This window comes from Streptococcus sp. HN38 (assembly GCF_028335765.1).
Lineage (GTDB): Bacteria > Bacillota > Bacilli > Lactobacillales > Streptococcaceae > Streptococcus > Streptococcus suis_P.
This window is the reverse complement of record NZ_CP116604.1, coordinates 2,374,476-2,392,810: the sequence shown is the minus strand read 5'-3', so window position 1 is coordinate 2,392,810 and position 18,335 is coordinate 2,374,476. Positions and strand designations below refer to the sequence as shown.

Annotated in this window: 12 protein-coding genes and 1 other RNA gene; all 13 read left to right on the top strand. The window is 43.8% G+C overall.

What is annotated here, in order from left to right; translation table 11 throughout:
- The first annotated feature begins 84 nt into the window (after positions 1-84).
- The 13 genes from PHA78_RS11730 to ffs all read left to right on the top strand — a co-directional run bounded on the left by PHA78_RS11730 (position 85) and on the right by ffs (position 18,143).
- Positions 85-6,462, top strand: a complete 6,378-nt coding sequence (locus PHA78_RS11730) for a pullulanase (protein WP_272158224.1) — start codon at positions 85-87, stop codon at positions 6,460-6,462.
- 230 nt (positions 6,463-6,692) lie between these two features.
- Complete coding sequence (locus tag PHA78_RS11725) at positions 6,693-8,141, top strand: PTS ascorbate transporter subunit IIC (protein ID WP_024377628.1); 1,449 nt, start codon at positions 6,693-6,695, stop codon at positions 8,139-8,141.
- Between the two features lie 220 nt (positions 8,142-8,361).
- The gene (locus PHA78_RS11720; RefSeq protein ID WP_009910950.1) at positions 8,362-8,640 is read left to right on the top strand and encodes a PTS sugar transporter subunit IIB; all 279 of its coding nucleotides are present in this window, start codon (positions 8,362-8,364) and stop codon (positions 8,638-8,640) included.
- A 62-nt stretch (positions 8,641-8,702) separates the two neighbouring features.
- Positions 8,703-9,188, top strand: coding sequence for a PTS sugar transporter subunit IIA (locus PHA78_RS11715; RefSeq protein WP_024377629.1), 486 nt, complete (start codon positions 8,703-8,705; stop codon positions 9,186-9,188).
- A 12-nt stretch (positions 9,189-9,200) separates the two neighbouring features.
- Complete coding sequence (locus PHA78_RS11710) at positions 9,201-9,866, top strand: 3-keto-L-gulonate-6-phosphate decarboxylase UlaD (protein ID WP_024377630.1); 666 nt, start codon at positions 9,201-9,203, stop codon at positions 9,864-9,866.
- Positions 9,867-9,871: 5 nt separating this feature from the next.
- Positions 9,872-10,735, top strand: a complete 864-nt coding sequence (locus PHA78_RS11705) for an L-ribulose-5-phosphate 3-epimerase (RefSeq protein WP_014638764.1) — start codon at positions 9,872-9,874, stop codon at positions 10,733-10,735.
- Positions 10,735-11,451, top strand: coding sequence for an L-ribulose-5-phosphate 4-epimerase (locus tag PHA78_RS11700; protein WP_029187600.1), 717 nt, complete (start codon positions 10,735-10,737; stop codon positions 11,449-11,451). The genes PHA78_RS11705 and PHA78_RS11700 overlap by 1 nt, the downstream gene beginning before the upstream one ends.
- A gap of 82 nt (positions 11,452-11,533) precedes the next feature.
- Positions 11,534-12,151, top strand: a complete 618-nt coding sequence (locus PHA78_RS11695) for a phosphate-starvation-inducible PsiE family protein (protein WP_024377632.1) — start codon at positions 11,534-11,536, stop codon at positions 12,149-12,151.
- An 82-nt stretch (positions 12,152-12,233) separates the two neighbouring features.
- Positions 12,234-13,922, top strand: a complete 1,689-nt coding sequence (locus tag PHA78_RS11690) for a BglG family transcription antiterminator (RefSeq protein ID WP_044776239.1) — start codon at positions 12,234-12,236, stop codon at positions 13,920-13,922.
- A gap of 124 nt (positions 13,923-14,046) precedes the next feature.
- On the top strand, positions 14,047-15,138 hold the full coding sequence (gene ulaG / locus PHA78_RS11685; RefSeq protein ID WP_002939891.1) for an L-ascorbate 6-phosphate lactonase: 1,092 nt from the start codon (positions 14,047-14,049) through the stop codon (positions 15,136-15,138).
- A gap of 99 nt (positions 15,139-15,237) precedes the next feature.
- Positions 15,238-17,208 (top strand): transketolase, encoded by a 1,971-nt coding sequence (gene tkt / locus PHA78_RS11680; RefSeq protein WP_272158222.1) that lies wholly within the window; start codon positions 15,238-15,240, stop codon positions 17,206-17,208.
- Positions 17,209-17,489: 281 nt separating this feature from the next.
- The gene (gene tadA / locus PHA78_RS11675) at positions 17,490-18,011 is read left to right on the top strand and encodes a tRNA adenosine(34) deaminase TadA (RefSeq protein ID WP_024376137.1); all 522 of its coding nucleotides are present in this window, start codon (positions 17,490-17,492) and stop codon (positions 18,009-18,011) included.
- A 42-nt stretch (positions 18,012-18,053) separates the two neighbouring features.
- Positions 18,054-18,143, top strand: an RNA gene (gene ffs / locus PHA78_RS11670) — signal recognition particle sRNA small type.
- Positions 18,144-18,335: the final 192 nt, after the last annotated feature.

The window sequence follows — 18,335 nt, the reverse complement described above, 5'->3', positions numbered from 1 at the left end:
GATAACAACTAAGAAAACGTTTGCAAAGACTAGGTGCGATTGTATATACTTATACTATAAAAATCAATTGACGTGGAGGAGCCTATGAAAAAGAAATCCATTCGTGAGATGAAATCAAGAGGAATGTTTGAGAAAAAACAATTTTTTAGCATTCGTAAATATAATGTCGGCGTTGCATCCGTCGGCATTGCGACAGTTTTTCTGATGTCTGGAGTCGGTCAAGTAGTTCATGCTGAGGAAGTGGCTACTCCTGCGGAAACTACCATAACCAGTGTTTCGGAACAGTCTGGAGGAGCATCGACAAGTGAAACTGTATCAACTGTAACCAATACAAGTCCTACAGGGGTATCAGAAACAGTTGAGACACCAGCAGTAACTGATGTTGTTGAAACAGTAGATAATGCTTCAGCTGCTCCGCTGGCAACTACTGTAACACCTGTGGCAGAAAGAGCTGCAGCAGAAAACCCTATCGAAGAAGGCAGCATTCGTCTGCACTTTGAAAATGTAGATGAAACAGCGCCAGAGAGCCAAGGACTGTGGACTTGGGGAGGAGTGGCAGAGCCATCCGATGGTAATCAATGGCCAACGGATACAGCGAATTTTTCAAGCAGTCAGGTAGATGACTACGGCCATTACGTTGATATTAAAAAATCTGAGACACCAGGAACGATTGGCTATCTGGTTCTCAAGAATGGGGAAAAAATAACAGAATCGGACCAGAAAGTGGAGCTACTGGTCCCTGAGCAGAATGAAGCCTGGATCTCTAGTGATTATAGCGTGTCTAGCTATGAGCCGCTCAAAGATGAAAATGTCCTCCGTATCAACTACACACGTGAAGACAACAATTATGAAGGTTGGGGCGTTTGGACTTGGGGCGATACGACTGAAGCAAGTAGCGACTGGCCAACAGGTGCCCTTGATTTTAAACTTGGCAAATACGGTGCTTATGTTGACATTCCTCTATCGAATGGTTTAGATTCCAAGCTTGGATTTCTACTAATCAATCAGAGTAATCCAGATCTAGCAGGCAATAAAACTATTGATTTAGCCTTTGCAGACCGTAAACGGCATAGCCAAATTTTCCTTCGCAATGACGACGACAAAGTCTATACCAATCCATATTTTATCGAAGAGAAAGTAGAATTAGATACAAGTAAAGCTACTCCGGGTACAAAAAATGTGACCCTTGAGGCTAGTAGCAAAGCACCATTCAACTACAATGAAAGTGGCTTGGTATCTGTAACTGTCACCAACCCTGAAAATGCTGAGATTGTCAAAATGGAAGTTGATACAAGTGCCATCGGCGGAGGCCTTGTGCCAATCTCTACTGAGCTCAATCGTGTGACCATTAAAGCGACGTCTAGCACAGCGCCAGGTACATATAGTCTTCCTGTAAAAGTCTATGATAAAGACAATGGTTACTACGAAACAAAATTGGATGTGACCATTACAGAGCGTATCAAGGCAGATGGTGAAAAAGACTGGGACGAGCAAGTCATCTACTTCATGATGACAGACCGTTTCTACAATGGAGACACCAGCAATGACAAGCTAGTGGAAGGAACAGCCTCCAACCCACGCGGTCTTTACCAGGGCGGTGACTTCAAAGGAGTGACAGCCAAGCTGGACTACTTGAAAGAACTGGGTGTGGACTCTATCTGGTTGACTCCGATTGTGGAAAATATTCCACAGAATGTTGGTAGCGTAAAAGATGGAGAGTACTATGCTTACCATGGTTATTGGGCATCCAATTTTGAGAAACTCAATCCGCATTTGGGAAGTTTAGCTGATTTCCATGAATTGATTGATGCCGCAGCCGAAAAAGGCATTAATATTATTGTTGACGTGGTGCTGAACCATGCTGGCTATGGTACAGAAGAAACCTTTGCAGGTATGGTACGGACTAAGGAAGAAGACAAGCAGGGAGATGACCAATTAGGCGCATTATCTGGATTACCAGACTTCAAGACAGAAGAAGTAGCTGTTCGCAATCAGTTGGTTGCTTGGCAGGCATCTTGGTTGGAACGTTCAACAACTGCCAAGGGCAACTCTATCTATGCTTTCCGTGTCGATACAGTCAAACACGTTGACGATACCACATGGCAACATTTCAAAAATGAATTGGTGGATAGAGACCCTGACTTCCACTTGATTGGGGAAACATGGGGAGCGAATTATAAGGATACCAAGGGTGACTTGGGTATCGGTACTATGGACAGCTTGTTGGACTTTGGCTTCAAGGATATTGCCAAATATCTGGTCAATGGTCAACTAAAAGCAGCTGGAAAAGAGCTGGAAGAACGTAGCAAGGTTCTGACTAGTGCAGCTTCTCTGGGTCAATTCTTGGGCAGTCATGACGAAGATGGTTTTCTCTACAGTCTCGGTGGCGCAGAAAAAGAAGGAAATCTGGACAAACTGAAATTGGCTGCTAGTCTCTTGATTACTGCTAAAGGTCAGCCAGTCATCTACTACGGCGAAGAAGTGGGGCAATCTGGACAAAACAACTGGCCAGTTTATGACAACCGGTACGATTTCGATTGGAGTAAGGTAGAGACAAGTGACATAGAGGACCATTACCAAAAATTGTTGGCCTTCCGTAATGCCAATTCAACATTGCTCTCACGTGGTGATACAAGCACCCTTGCTGGAAATGATAGCCAAGGTTGGCTTATCAGCAAACGCAGTTACCAAGATCAAGCTGCCTATCTTGTCTTCTCAACCAATACCGAGAACAAGGAAATGGCGCTTGAAGTATCTGGTCAGGATGTAGTTGTCACAGATGCCTACACAGGAAAATCTTATCAAGCTATCGAGAAAGATGGTAAATGGGTTGTTCAAGTCGAACTTCCAACTATCGCTCAAGGTGGCACCATGCTCCTTCAGACAGAAGCAGGTGACATCGTCAATGCAAGTGTGCAAGGAGCAACTGAAGAACCAATTGAAGCAGGCTACTTCCGTGTTCACTTTAAAACTCTACCATCTGATAATTTATCTAGCCTAGGTTTATGGACATGGGATGATGTCGAAAAACCATCGTCAGATCTTGGTGCTTGGCCAACAGGTGCAACCAATTTCAGCACCGCTAAGCAGGATGACTATGGCTATTATCTGGACATCAAGATGAAAGATGAAAAAGCTAGCAAGATTAGTCTGTTGATTAATAACACTTCTGGTGATAATATCACAGGTGACAAGACTATTGAACGGATTAGTACCAAGATGAATGAAGCTTGGTTTGATGAAAACTACCAACTCAGCCTCTATCAACCGCTCAAAGAAGGCTACATCCGTATCAATTACTTCCGTACCGATGGCAATTATGACCAAAAAGGTCTCTGGATCTGGGGTGATGTGACTGACCTTACCTTGGGTGATTGGCCAAATGGTATTGATTTTGAAAACCAAGGCAAGTACGGTGCCTATATTGATGTCAAATTGACAGATTTACCAAGTTCCATTGGCTTCTTGCTATTGGATGAAAGCAAGTCAGGAGACGATGTGAAGATTCAGCAGAAAGATTATAGCTTTAAAGATTTGAAAAATCAGACACAAATCTTCCTCAAGGATGATGATGCGACTATTTACACCAACCCTTATTTTGTCAATAATGTCCGTGTGACAGGTGTTTCTCACGTTAGTTTAACAGCTTTAGAAGCAGCCTTTACAACGCTGGAAGGTGCGGATAAGGATAGCATCTTAGAGAAATTGTCTGTAACAGATAAAAATGGTCAGACAGTTGCTGTGACGGACCTTGTCTTGGACCTTACTAGCAACAAGGTGCGAGTCCTCGGGGATTTCAACAAAGAAAATGCGGGCTATACCCTCAAATATGGCAATGATAGCTTCACAACAACTATGAGCTGGCAATTGAAGGATGAGCTCTATGCTTACGATGGAGAGCTTGGTGCGCGTGTGCATCAGGCTGGTAGTGTCGTTGATATGACTCTCTGGTCTCCAAGCGCAGACAGTGTAGCAGTTGTTCTTTATGATAAGGATGACCAGTCTAAGGTGGTCGGTAAATTGGCCATGACCAAGGGCGATAAGGGACAATGGGACCTTGAATTGAATGGTCAATCAGGTCTTGGTATCGCGGACTATCGTGGTTACTACTACCATTATGAAATCACTCGTGGGGATCAAGCTGTTCTGGTCTTGGATCCATATGCTAAGTCTTTAGCGGAGTGGAATAGTGATTTGGCAGATACAGATTCATCTTATCGGATTGCAAAAGCTGCGATTGTGGACCCAGCAGAAGTTGGTCCAAGTGATTTGAACTATGCCACAATTCCTAACTTCAATCAGCGTGAAGATGCGATTATCTATGAGGCTCATGTCCGTGACTTCACATCCGATCCTGCTATTTCTGATGAATTGACAGCTCAGTTCGGTACCTTTGCGGCCTTTGCAGAACGTCTCAGCTACCTAAAAGAACTGGGTGTGACTCATATTCAGTTGCTCCCAGTTATGAGCTACTATTTTGTCAATGAATTGAAAAATGCAGAGCGGATGAGCGAGTACGCGTCAAGCAACAGTAACTACAACTGGGGTTATGATCCACAGAGCTACTTTGCCTTTACAGGTATGTATTCTACAGATCCGACCGATCCAATGAAACGCATCGAGGAATTCAAAAACCTGGTCAATGAAATCCACAAACAAGGCATGGGTGTGATTTTGGATGTGGTCTATAACCACACTTCTAAGACTTTCTTATTTGAAGATTTAGAGCCAAACTATTATCACTTCATGGAGGCTGATGGTACGGCTAAATCAAGCTTTGGTGGTGGTCGTCTGGGAACCACTCACTACATGAGCCGCCGTGTCTTAGTTGATTCCATCAAGTATCTTGTGGATGAGTTTAAGGTAGATGGTTTCCGCTTCGATATGATGGGTGACCATGATGCTGAAGCAATTGAGCTGGCCTTTACCGAGGCTCAAAAACTCAATCCAAATATCATTATGCTTGGTGAAGGATGGAGAACCTTTACAGGCGATGCCAATCAGCCTGTTCAGCCAGCGGACCAAGACTGGATGAGTTCAACAGATACGGTTGCGGTATTCTCAGATGAAATTCGCAATACACTTAAATCTGGTTATCCAAACGAAGGTCAGCCAGCCTTTATCACAGGCGGTGCTAAGAGTGTTGAGTCTGTCTTCAATAACATCAAGGCACAGCCAGGCAATTTCTTGGCAGATGATCCAGGTGATGTGATCCAGTATATTGCTGCGCATGATAACTTGACCCTCTTTGATATTATCGCTCAGTCCATCAAGAAGGATCCGTCAGTTACTGAAAACTATACTGAAATTCACCAACGTCAACGCTTGGGTAACTTGCTAGTTTTGACTGCTCAAGGGACACCGTTTATCCATTCTGGTCAGGAGTATGGACGGACCAAACAGTTCCGCCATCCTGATTACAAGGAGCCAGTTACAGAGGACAAGGTGCCAAACAAGGCGCATTTGTTGACCAATGCAGATGGAACGCCATTTGACTATCCATACTATATTCATGATTCTTACGATTCATCGGATGCGGTCAACAAGTTTGACTGGACCAAAGCGACAGATGAGGTGCTCTATCCAGAGAATACCCGTACTCAGGCCTTTACAAAAGGATTGATTGCCTTGCGCAAATCTACAGATGCCTTCCGTTTGGGAACAAAAGAAGAAGTTGAACAGAAGGTTAGCTTGATTTCAATTCCAGGTCAAAATGGCATTGCCAAAAATGATGTGGTCATTGCCTATCAAACCATTGCAAGCAATGGGGACCGCTATGCTGTCTTTGTCAATGCCGACAGTAAGGAGCGCAGCTTTGTTCTTTCTGATATTTACAAAGAATTGCTTAAGGGTCAAGTGCTGGTCGATGGTAAGCGGGCTGGAATAGCAGCGCTGACTGATTTGGTAGGTGTGACATTGACAGATGATGCAGTTGTGCTTGCACCGTTGACTGCAACGGTGATTCGCTTGCCTTACATCACTACGGCAGTTCCAGATATAGCGCCTACTGCTGAAGAAAAACCAAGTCTAGACTTTACTACCAAGGAACGTACAGAGGAAAAAATTCTTCCTATCGTAGAGGAAATTCGCTATGATGAAACTCTTGCAAAGGGGCAATCTTATGTGCTTCAAGAAGGTAAGGCAGGTAAGCGAGTCTTGGTTTATCAAGATGTTTTGGTTGATGGTAAGGTAGCAGCAACAAATCTGTTATCAGAAACAGTTGTTGATAGCGAAACACGTATTGTTGTGAAAGGCAGTATGGAGGCTAAGAAAGAGGCTGAAAAACCAAGTCTCTCTACTCCACCAGCTCAAGTGTCTGGACAAACTACAAGTATATCAACCAAAGAAAGCCTACCAGCTACAGGTGACCATCAAAGTGATTTGGCACTTCTAAGTCTCGGACTTGCTGGACTTGGTTTGACAGTTGCTGCGCAAGGAAGAACTAAAAAATCAGAAGAATAGTATGCTTTCCTCCCAAGAGGTTAGGGACCCTATGGTTCTTGACCTCTTTTTTATTTTGTGGGCAGAAACCAAATCGTCTTTTAAATTTTACGATTTAGAAGTAGTCAATAAAAACTTTGGTAAATAGTCCAAGAGTGAACACAAGCCTGTGCTTTATTTGGTCTTTTTGTTTCCGCTTACATAACTTATAATAAAACCATAAAAATCATTTCAAAAAAGGAGAATGAAAAATGGATTTCCTTCAAACCCCATTAAACTGGTTCTCACAGAATATCCTGCAGAATCCAGCCTTCTTCGTAGGTCTTTTGGTATTGGTGGGCTATGCCCTCTTAAAGAAAAAGCCTCATGATGTTTTTGCAGGGTTTATCAAAGCGACGGTTGGCTACATGATTTTGAACGTAGCTGCTGGTGGTTTGGTAACAACCTTCCGTCCAATCTTGGCAGCCTTGAACCACAAGTTCCAAATCGATGCGGCAGTTATTGACCCTTACTTCGGTCTTGCAGCAGCAAACGGAAAAATTGCTGAAGAGTTTCCTGATTTCGTATCGGCAGCTACAACAGCTCTCTTGATTGGTTTCGGTGTCAACATCCTCTTGGTGGCACTACGTAAGGTTACCAAAGTACGTACTCTGTTCATCACTGGACACATCATGGTACAACAAGCGGCAACAGTCTCATTGATGGTGCTCTTCCTTATCCCGGCTCTTCGCAATCAATTTGGTACAGCAGCGATTGGTATCATCTGTGGTATTTACTGGGCAGTCAGCTCAAACATGACAGTTGAGCCAACCCAACGATTAACAGGTGGCGGTGGATTTGCCATCGGTCACCAACAACAATTCGCTATCTGGTTTGTCGATAAGATTGCACCAAAACTTGGTAAAAAAGAAGAAAACTTGGACAACTTGAAGTTGCCTAGCTTCCTCAACATCTTCCATGATACAGTTGTTGCTTCAGCGACATTGATGCTTGTGTTCTTCGGTGTGATTTTGTTCATCTTGGGGCCAGAAATCATGGCAAATCCAGAAGTTATCACTTCAGGTGCTCCATACAACCCAGCCAAACAAGCCTTCTTTATGTATGTTATTCAAACAGCCTTCACTTTCTCAGTATATCTCTTCATCTTGATGCAGGGTGTACGTATGTTCGTAGCAGAATTGACAAATGCCTTCCAAGGTATCTCAAGCAAATTGCTTCCTGGTTCATTCCCAGCAGTGGACGTTGCAGCTTCTTACGGCTTTGGTTCATCTAACGCAGTTCTTTCAGGTTTTGCTTTCGGTTTAATCGGTCAGTTGATTACAATCGTTCTCTTGATTGTTTTCAAGAGTCCAATCCTCATCATCACTGGTTTCGTACCTGTATTCTTCGATAACGCAGCTATCGCAGTGTACGCTGACAAACGTGGTGGTTGGAAAGCAGCAGCCATCCTTTCCTTCCTCTCAGGTGTCCTTCAAGTAGCCCTTGGTGCAGTCTGCGTCGGCTTGCTTGAATTGAGCGGTGGTTACCACGGAAACATCGACTTCGAAATCCCATGGTTGCCATTTGGATTTGCATTTAAGTACCTCGGTATTGCTGGTTATGTTCTTGTTTGCTTATTCTTATTGGCTATTCCGCAACTTCAATTTGCGAAAGCAAAAGATAAGGAAGCTTATTATCGCGGTGAGGCGCAAGCTGACTAACACTCTTCGAAAATCAAAAGGATACGTCGTCAACTTGCCTTGGTGAACTCTAGTTCTACCGTCGGCTGCGTTTCCTAGTCTGCTTCTGATTTTCATTGAGTGCCTGTTCTTCAGTAAGACGAGAGATATTCGAAAATCAACAGAACAAAACTTCGTTTATTACTTGGTTCATTAAGAAAAACAACAAAATATATTTTATAAAAAACAAGGAGAAAATAAGATGGTTAAAGTATTAACTGCTTGTGGTAACGGCATGGGTTCATCTATGGTCATCAAGATGAAGGTAGAAAACGCCCTTCGTCAACTCGGCGTAACAGATTTTCAATCAGCTTCTTGCTCAGTCGGTGAAGCAAAAGGTTTAGCGGCGGGATATGATATCGTAGTTGCTTCAAATCACTTGATTTCTGAGTTGGAAGGTCGCACGAAAGGTCATTTGGTTGGTCTTGACAACCTGATGGACGACAACGAAATCAAAACAAAATTACAAGCAGTGCTATAAATAGCCGTTAGGGGTAGGGAGTCTCCCTCCCCCTTTCATATAGCGTGTAGAAGGGAAAAACTATGAATTTACAAAAATCATTTACGGAAAATAATTCCATTCGCTTGGGATTGACAGCGGAAACCTGGCAGGAAGCTGTTCACAAGGCTGTTGAGCCCTTGATTGAAAGTGGCGCTGCGACAGAAGAATACTATGATGCCATCATTGCATCGACAGAAGAATATGGTCCCTATTATGTGCTCATGCCAGGTATGGCTATGCCACATGCCCAGGCTGGTGTCGGTGTTTTGAAAGATTCCTTTGCCTTGATTACCTTGACAAAACCAGTAGCCTTTTCAGATGGTAAAGAGGTTTCTGTCCTATTGACCTTGGCTGCGACAGATCCAAAAATCCATACTTCAGTAGCTATTCCGCAGATTATCGCCCTCTTCGAATTGGAAAATTCAATCGAGCGTTTGATTGCCTGCAAAACTCCAGAAGAAGTATTGGCAATGGTGGAAGAATCAAAAAATAGCCCATATTTAGAAGGTTTAGACTTGGATAGCTAGGAGGAAGAAAAGATGACAAAACATATCCCAAATTTACAGGTTGCATTGGATCACTCAGATTTGCAGGGAGCGATTAAGGCAGCTGTGTCTGTTGGTCATGAAGTTGACGTGATTGAAGCAGGTACGGTTTGCTTGCTCCAAGTTGGTAGCGAATTGGTGGAAGTTCTTCGCAGCCTTTTCCCAGACAAGATTATCGTTGCAGATACCAAGTGTGCGGATGCTGGTGGTACGGTGGCTAAAAATAATGCCGTTCGTGGTGCGGACTGGATGACTTGTATTTGTTCTGCGACCATTCCAACCATGGAAGCTGCTTTGAAGGCTATCAAGGAAGTGCGTGGTGACAAGGGTGAAATCCAAATCGAGCTCTACGGTGATTGGACGTTTGAACAGGCTCAACTCTGGTTGGACGCAGGTATTTCCCAAGCGATTTACCACCAATCTCGTGACGCCCTTCTTGCTGGCGAAACGTGGGGCGAAAAAGACCTCAATAAAGTGAAAAAATTGGTTGACATGGGCTTCCGTGTTTCTGTAACAGGTGGTCTTGATGTGGATACACTCAAACTCTTTGAGGGTGTAGAAGTCTTCACCTTTATCGCAGGTCGCGGTATTACAGAAGCAGCAGATCCAGCAGCAGCGGCACGTGAATTTAAAGACGAAATCCGTCGTATCTGGGGGTAAGGCCTATGGCACGACCAATCGGAATATATGAAAAGGCAACGCCCAAGCATTTTACATGGAAGGAACGCTTGGAGTTTGCCAAAGAATTAGGTTTCGACTTTGTGGAGATGTCGGTGGATGAGAGCGATGCTCGTTTGGCTCGTTTGGAATGGACCAAGGAAGAGCGTTTAGACTTGGTCAAGGCTATCTATGAAACAGGTGTCCGCATTCCGACCATTTGTTTCTCAGGTCACCGTCGTTATCCACTTGGATCCAATGACCCTGCTCTTGAAGCTAAGTCTTTAGAAACCATGAAACAGTGTATCGAACTAGCTCAGGACTTGGGTGTCCGTGTCATCCAGTTGGCTGGTTACGATGTTTACTATGAGGAAAAATCGCCTGAAACTAGAGAACGTTTCATCAAGAATCTCCGCAAGGCTTGCGACTGGGCAGAACAGGCTCAGGTCATGTTGGCTATCGAGATTATGGATGATCCATTTATCAACTCTATTGAAAAATACCTAGCCGTTGAAAAAGAAATCGACTCGCCTTATCTCTTTGTCTACCCAGATACGGGAAACGTGTCTGCTTGGCACAATGACATTTACAGCGAATTTTATCTGGGACACCGTTCTATCGCAGCCCTTCACCTCAAGGATACCTATGCGGTAACTGAAAATTCCAAAGGTCAATTCCGTGATGTCCCATTCGGTCAGGGCTGTGTGGACTGGGACAATATGTTTGCAGTCTTGAAAAAGACCAACTACCAAGGTCCATTCTTGATTGAAATGTGGTCAGAAAATTGCGAAACGGTTGAGGAAACACGAGCAGCGATTAAAGAGGCACAGGATTTCCTCTATCCATTGATTGAGAAAGCGGGGTTGAACTAATGCCAAAAGATTTACAGGAAATGCGCCAACGGGTCTATGAAGCCAATATCGCTCTACCTGCCCACGGTCTTGTCAAATTCACCTGGGGTAACGTATCAGAAGTCTGCCGTGAACTTGGTCGCATCGTTATCAAGCCTTCTGGTGTGGATTATGAAAAATTGTCACCAGAAAACATGGTGGTGACGGACTTGGATGGAAATGTGGTAGAAGGTGACCTCAATCCTTCTTCTGACTTGGCGACTCACGTTGCCCTCTACAAGGCTTGGCCAAACGTACATGCTGTCGTGCATACCCATTCGACAGAAGCAGTGGGTTGGGCTCAGGCTGGTCGTGACATTCCATTTTATGGTACGACCCATGCGGACTATTTCTACGGTCCAGTACCATGTGCCCGTTCTTTGACGGCCGAAGAAGTGAATACTGCCTATGAAAAAGAAACAGGCTCAGTCATCATCGAGGAATTTAAACGTCGAGGCATTGACCCAGTTGCTGTTCCGGGTATTGTTGTCCGAAACCATGGTCCGTTCACTTGGGGCAAGGATCCTGCTCAGGCAGTTTACCACAGCGTTGTCTTAGAGGAGGTGGCTAGGATGAACCGCTACACAGAGCAAATCAATCCACGGGTGGAACCAGCACCAAGCTATATCATGGACAAGCACTATCTCCGTAAGCACGGTCCAAATGCCTACTACGGACAAAAAGGTGATGAACATTAAGTTCTTGTGTGAAAAAAAGTAGGGAAAAGTAGCAGACTCCCCAAAAAGGAGAACTGCTTTTTCTCTTTTGATGAGGAGAAAGATGAGAAAGTTTTTACAAGATAGTCTGACAGAGGTTGCCTACTATCTGGAGTTGATTTTATCAGCCATTTTAGGATTAGCCCTACTAGCATTGTCAGGTTTGTTGTTGGCGGATTTAGTTGGTTCACTGACGGGTGGTATTCAAGCGGATAACTTTATCCAGAGTTTTTTAAGCAAGGCTATGACTTTGGCAGTCGGGGTCGAATTCATCAAAATGCTTTGCAAACAATCTCCTAGCACGGTTATTGAGGTGCTTTTGGTTGCCATTGCCCGTCAATTGATTGTGGAACATGGGTCTAGTATGGATTACCTGATTGGTATTGCGTCGGTTGCCATCTTATTTGCAGTAAGAAAATACCTCTTTACCCAGTTTGATGACTCTAATAATATCATCATGCGGGCCAGCCAGAAGGTTAAGGTTGCCAACATCATTGCACGGGTAAAAATTCCTAGTGAAGGCAGTGAAACCCTGCGTGAATTTGTGACCCGCAAACTCAATGAAGAAGAAAAAACCATTGCCATCGGTGCCTGCGTCTATCTGAAAAATGTAGCACTACGGATTGACAATATGCATGGAGATTTGATTACACGGGTGGAGATTATCAAGAGTATCTATTGACTGGAAAAACAATACCTATTTATATTGTCGTTAGAATTTGTGTTATAAATATGTTAAAATAGTAAGAGAGGAGGGAGAAACGGTGTTACTAGATAAAAGTAGTTGTGCCTTATTACGGCATTTGATTGGTATCCAAGAGCCAGAAACCATTATGGCTATTTCCAAGGAATTGCAACAATCGCGTAGAAAAATCTATTATCATTTAGAAAAAATCAATGCTGCCTTTCCAGACCATGTTGAGCCAATCGAAAGTCTACCTCGGATCGGAATCCGTTTGTCCGAAGAGCAAAAGCAAGCCTGTCGTCAACTCTTAGATTCCATTGATTCCTATAGCTATATTATGAATATGGATGAGCGGATGCAGTTGATGCTCCTTTATATCTGCATTGCACACGAACGAATTACCTTGGAAAAATTGATGGATCTGACAGAGGTTTCGCGAAATACCGTTCTCAACGATTTAAATGAAATCCGTAGTCGATTGAGTAAGGAACAGTATCAGATGACCCTCTATGTTTCTAAGTCACAAGGGTACGATCTGGCCTGTCATCCCTTGACAAAAATCCAGTATATCCACTCTCTACTCTATAGTTTGTTCACAGAAGCGAGCAAGAGTTTTGTCAGCATTTTGGAAGACAAGGTTAGTCTTTTCAGTGGTTGCCAGTCCCTTTTTTCAAAAGATTTGGCCCAATTTTTGTCCCACCAGGTATATGGTATTGAAAAAGATCTTGGTAAGAAAATCAATCGTTCTGAAATTGAACTGATGCTCAAGATTCTACCCTATATGTTGCTAACTTATCGCAATATGAGTTTGGAGCAAGAGGAAAAGGATGCGATTGTCCGTGAATTCGCCTTGGTCTATGAACGGATTGAGTACGGTGTTGCTCAAAAAATTAGCCAGTCCCTAGAAGAGCAGTTTGGTCTTGATTTAGACGAGATAGAGGTGTCGCTAATCGCTGTCTTGCTCTTGTCTTATCGCAAGGACCGGGATGCCCATGTTACTAGTCAGGATTTTGCGGATTTGAAGAAGATTGTCGATGTCTTCATCCGTCATTTTGAGTTACATTCAGATTTTGAATTGGAGAAAAAAGAGGAGCTAGCCCATGATTTGCTGGCTCACTGCAAGGCCATGCTATTTCGTAAAACTTACGGGATTTTATCGCGCAATCCTTTGGTCGATCAAATTCGCTACAAGTATGATACTCTTTTTCGATTGACAAAATCTTCTAGTCATATTCTGGAAGAAGCCTGGCAAATCCAGTTGACAGATGAGGATATTGCTTATCTGACGGTGCATTTGGGTGGAGCCCTTCGTCGAAGCAGTAGTCGAAAGCTGACCAGTCCGACTGTCTTTCTTATCTGTGATGAGGGAGTTTCTGTGCAGAAATTGTTGATGAAACAATGTCAGCACCACCTACCTGAAAAAACCATCTCTGCCGTCTTTACAACAGAGCAATTTAAGAGCGTGGAAGACCTGTTGGAGGTGGACTTCTTGATTTCGACCAATGAAGTGACGGATACGGATTTGCCTGTGATACAAGTCCATCCGATTCTGGATTTTGATGATGTCTTGCGTTTGATTCATTTTGCCAAATACCGCAATCTGACAGACAGTCAAAAAGGTTTTGCCATAGAATTGGACAAACTCCTAGCGTCATATGTTGAAAATGGCCAGGAAGCCCTGGAATTGAAACAGCGTTTGCAAAATCTGATTGCCAATGAATTATTGGCAAGCTTAGCTAGTTCCGATCTGGAAACAGATTTGTATTAGCCATCTGCGTGCAAAAGTCCAAATGTGAACACAAGCCTGTGTTTTATTTGGTCTTTTTTTTGTGACCTTTTGCGCATATACTAGAAGCATAGAAACACAATCAGCCTTATAGGAGGAATGAAAAATGGCTAAAGTTCAAGATATTACAAGAGAATCCTGGATTCTTTCAACCTTCCCAGAATGGGGAACTTGGCTCAATGAAGAAATTGAAGAAGAAGTAGTGCCAGAAGGCAACTTTGCTATGTGGTGGTTAGGCAACTGTGGTGTCTGGATTAAGACGCCTGGCGGAGCTAACGTGGTTATGGACCTGTGGTCATCTCGTGGTAAGTCTACTAAAAAAGTGAAAGACATGGTTTGGGGACACCAAATGGCTAACATGGCCGGCGTCCGTAAATTGCAACCAAACTTGCGTGTGCAGCCAATGGTTATCGATCCATTTGCCATCAATGAATTGGACTACTACCTAGTATCGCACGTCCACAGTGACCACATGGACATCAGCACAGCCGCTGCTATCATCAACAATCCAAAGTTGGACCACGTCAAATTTGTCGGTCCAGTTGAAAGTGGCGACATCTGGGAAAAATGGGGCGTTCCAGCTGACCGTATCATCCGTATCGCACCGGGCGACAGCTTTGAGTTCAAAGACATCAAGGTCCACGCTGTAGAATCCTTCGACCGTACTTGCTTGGTGACACTTCCAATCGAAGGCTACGAAGAAAACGGTGGCAAACTAGCAGGACTTCCTGTGACAGATGAACTCATGGCTCGCAAGGCAGTCAACTATGTCTTTGAAACACCAGGTGGAACCATCTACCACGGTGCAGACTCACACTTCTCTAACTACTTTGCAAAACACGGTCGCGACTTCAACATCGACGTTGCTATCAACAACTATGGTGACAACCCAATCGGTATCCAAGACAAGATGACATCAATCGACCTTCTTCGTATGGCAGAAAACTTGCGTGCTAAGGTTATTATCCCTGTTCACTATGACATCTGGTCTAACTTTATGGCGTCAACTGATGAAATCTTGCAACTATGGAAAATGCGTAAAGAACGCTTGCAATACGATTTCCATCCATTCATCTGGGAAGTTGGTGGCAAGTATACTTATCCTATGGACAAGGACCGTATCGAATATCACCACCCACGTGGCTTTGACGATTGCTTCTTGGAAGATTCAAACATTCAATTCAAGGCCTTGCTATAAGAAGACAAGAGGGGCGGGACGCAAGTCCTGCCTTTTGAAACAGACATAGAAAACGCTTTATGGTATAATGAAACCATTACTTTATTAAAGGAGAATAAGATGTCACAACTTTCAGTAAACGCAATTCGTTTCCTTGGTATTGATGCCATCGAAAAATCAAAATCAGGTCACCCAGGTGTTGTTATGGGTGCGGCACCGATGGCTTATAGCTTGTTCACTAAAGAGCTCCGCATCAACCCAGATCAACCAAACTGGATTAACCGCGACCGCTTTATCTTGTCAGCAGGTCATGGGTCAATGCTCCTCTACGGACTTCTTCATTTGTCAGGATTTGAAGATGTCACTATGGATGAAATCAAGAACTTCCGTCAGTGGGGGTCAAAAACACCAGGTCACCCAGAATTTGGTCACACAGCAGGTGTAGATGCAACAACAGGTCCTCTTGGACAAGGGATCTCAACTGCGACAGGTTTTGCGCAAGCAGAGCGTTTCCTTGCGGCTAAGTACAACCGTGATGGTTTCCCAATCTTCGACCACTATACATATGTAATCTGTGGCGATGGCGACTTGATGGAGGGTGTTTCTGCAGAAGCGGCTTCTTATGCAGGTCTTCAAAAATTAGAAAAACTCATTGTTCTTTATGATTCAAACGACATCAACTTGGATGGTGAAACAAAAGATTCCTTCACAGAAGATGTGCGCGCTCGCTACAATGCTTATGGCTGGCATACAGACCTCGTAACAGACGGAACAGATGTGGATGCCATCTTTGCTGCTATTGAAAAAGCTAAGGCAGCAGGTAAGCCATCTCTTATCGAAATCAAGACTGTTATCGGTCACGGTTCACCAAACAAACAAGGTACAAACGCAGTCCATGGTGCGCCGCTTGGACCAGAGGAAGCAGAAGCAACTCGTAAGGCACTTGACTGGAACTATGCACCATTTGAAATCCCAGCAGAAGTCTATGCGGACTTCAAGGCAAACGTAGCAGATCGCGGTGCTGCTGCCTACGATGCTTGGGTGAAATTAGTAGAAGGCTATAAGGCAGCTCATCCAGAATTGGCAGCTGAAGTAACAGCGATTTTGGAAGGTCGTGATGTAGTCGAAATCAAGCCAGAAGACTTCCCAGTTTATGAGAATGGCTTCTCACAAGCAACTCGTAACTCATCACAAGATGCCCTCAACGCAGCGGCTAAGGTCTTGCCAACTTTCTTAGGTGGTTCAGCAGACTTGGCTCATTCAAACATGACCTACATCAAGGAAGATGGTTTGCAAGATTCAGTAAATCCACTCAACCGCAATATCCAGTTTGGTGTGCGTGAATTTGCCATGGGAACTATCTTGAACGGTATGGCAGCCCACGGCGGACTTCGTGTCTATGGTGGTACCTTCTTCGTCTTCTCAGACTATGTAAAAGCAGCAGTTCGTTTGTCAGCTCTTCAAGGACTTCCTGTGACTTACGTTTTCACACACGATTCTATCGCAGTTGGTGAAGATGGACCTACTCACGAGCCAATCGAGCACTTGGCAGGACTTCGTGCTATGCCAAACCTCAACGTTTTCCGCCCAGCAGATGCGCGTGAAACACAGGCAGCTTGGTACTTGTCATTGACTAGCAAGTCTACACCATCAGCCCTTGTCCTCACCCGTCAAAACTTGACAGTTGAAGAAGGAACAGACTTTGACAAGGTTGCAAAAGGTGCTTATGTGGTTTATGAAGCAGCAGGCTTTGATACAATCCTTCTTGCATCAGGTTCAGAAGTGAACTTGGCTGTTAAAGCTGCCAAAGAACTAGAAGCAGCAGGCACTAAGGTTCGTGTGGTTTCTGTGCCATCAACTGAACTCTTCGATGCACAAGATGCTGCCTACAAGGAAGAAATCCTTCCAAATGCTATCCGTCGTCGCTTGGCAATTGAAATGGGTGCGACTCAAGGTTGGTACAAGTATGTCGGCCTTGACGGTAAAGTCCTTGGTATCGATACATTCGGTGCTTCAGCTCCAGCCCAAACAGTTATCGACAACTATGGTTTCACAGTAGAAAATGTTGTGAAATTAGTTGGCGAATTGTAATAGAAAATGTCAGAGACAGCCTTTCGAGGCTGTTTTTGACATTTTTTTTTAAAATTTTCTTGACAATATCGACAATAGATGATATATTAATATCTGTAAATATCAATATTGCTCCCCCTACCTTCTCGACTGAGGAGGTATTTTTATATTTTTAAGTTAATAGAAGGGCAGAATTTTGAAAGAAATGTGTGACAAGGAAGAAGTAGTGTTAGATTGATTTTGATAGCAGAGAATAAAGAAGTGATTTTGAACTGTTATCAGGGCTGTGCTATAATAGATTTATGAACTATACACAAGAAGAAAAAGAATATTTTATGAAACAGGCCTTGGCAGAGGCTGAAAAATCACTGGACAAGGAAGAAATTCCAATTGGTTGTGTGATTGTCAAGGATGGCCAGATTATTGGCAGAGGGCATAATGCGCGTGAGGAATTCAATCAGGCTATCATGCATGCCGAAGTCATGGCCATCCAAGAAGCCAATCAAACAGTGGGAAATTGGCGTTTGCTGGATACGACCCTCTTTGTGACCATTGAACCCTGTGTCATGTGTAGCGGTGCTATTGGCTTGGCTCGTATTCCCCAGGTGGTGTACGGTGCTGCCAATCAGAAGTTTGGTGCTGCAGGCAGTCTCTATGATATTTTGACAGATCAGCGACTCAATCACCGTGTGACAGTTGAGACGGGAATTTTGGAAGAGGACTGCGCTCAGATTATGCAAGATTTTTTCAGACAACGTAGAGAAAGTCAGAAGGCTGCTAAACTTATCATGAAGACGCAAGAGGAAGCAACTTCGGATAGCTAGTTTACACTCTAAACTTGCACTTTAGTCAATTTGTGTTATAATAATAAACGGAGCAACATTCGTGCGTGAAGCGGGTCAGGGGAGGAATCCAGCAGCCCTAAGCGAAGTCGGGTGTGTGCTCTTTTTGCGTATAGTCTAAAAACCCTTTGAAATCATGCTTTCAGAGGGTTTTCTTTTGCTTGTTTTTAGAAATAGGGGCAACTACTTTAGCAAGTATATTTCTCTCCGTCTGGGGACTGATTTTGTTGCCATTCTATTGATTTATAGGGAAAAAGGAGTAAAATAGATTTCCTCTTAAGAAAACTTTTTGTTAGCTCTGCTATT

What these genes read in the sequence shown, in the direction of transcription:
- tkt (WP_272158222.1), top strand. Translation starts at nt 15,238, where the DNA reads ATGTCACAACTTTCAGTAAACGCAATTCGTTTCCTTGGTATTGATGCC.
- PHA78_RS11720 (WP_009910950.1), top strand. Translation starts at nt 8,362, where the DNA reads ATGGTTAAAGTATTAACTGCTTGTGGTAACGGCATGGGTTCATCTATG.
- PHA78_RS11730 (WP_272158224.1), top strand. Translation starts at nt 85, where the DNA reads ATGAAAAAGAAATCCATTCGTGAGATGAAATCAAGAGGAATGTTTGAG.
- PHA78_RS11715 (WP_024377629.1), top strand. Translation starts at nt 8,703, where the DNA reads ATGAATTTACAAAAATCATTTACGGAAAATAATTCCATTCGCTTGGGA.
- PHA78_RS11695 (WP_024377632.1), top strand. Translation starts at nt 11,534, where the DNA reads ATGAGAAAGTTTTTACAAGATAGTCTGACAGAGGTTGCCTACTATCTG.
- PHA78_RS11725 (WP_024377628.1), top strand. Translation starts at nt 6,693, where the DNA reads ATGGATTTCCTTCAAACCCCATTAAACTGGTTCTCACAGAATATCCTG.
- tadA (WP_024376137.1), top strand. Translation starts at nt 17,490, where the DNA reads ATGAACTATACACAAGAAGAAAAAGAATATTTTATGAAACAGGCCTTG.
- PHA78_RS11710 (WP_024377630.1), top strand. Translation starts at nt 9,201, where the DNA reads ATGACAAAACATATCCCAAATTTACAGGTTGCATTGGATCACTCAGAT.
- PHA78_RS11705 (WP_014638764.1), top strand. Translation starts at nt 9,872, where the DNA reads ATGGCACGACCAATCGGAATATATGAAAAGGCAACGCCCAAGCATTTT.
- PHA78_RS11700 (WP_029187600.1), top strand. Translation starts at nt 10,735, where the DNA reads ATGCCAAAAGATTTACAGGAAATGCGCCAACGGGTCTATGAAGCCAAT.
- ulaG (WP_002939891.1), top strand. Translation starts at nt 14,047, where the DNA reads ATGGCTAAAGTTCAAGATATTACAAGAGAATCCTGGATTCTTTCAACC.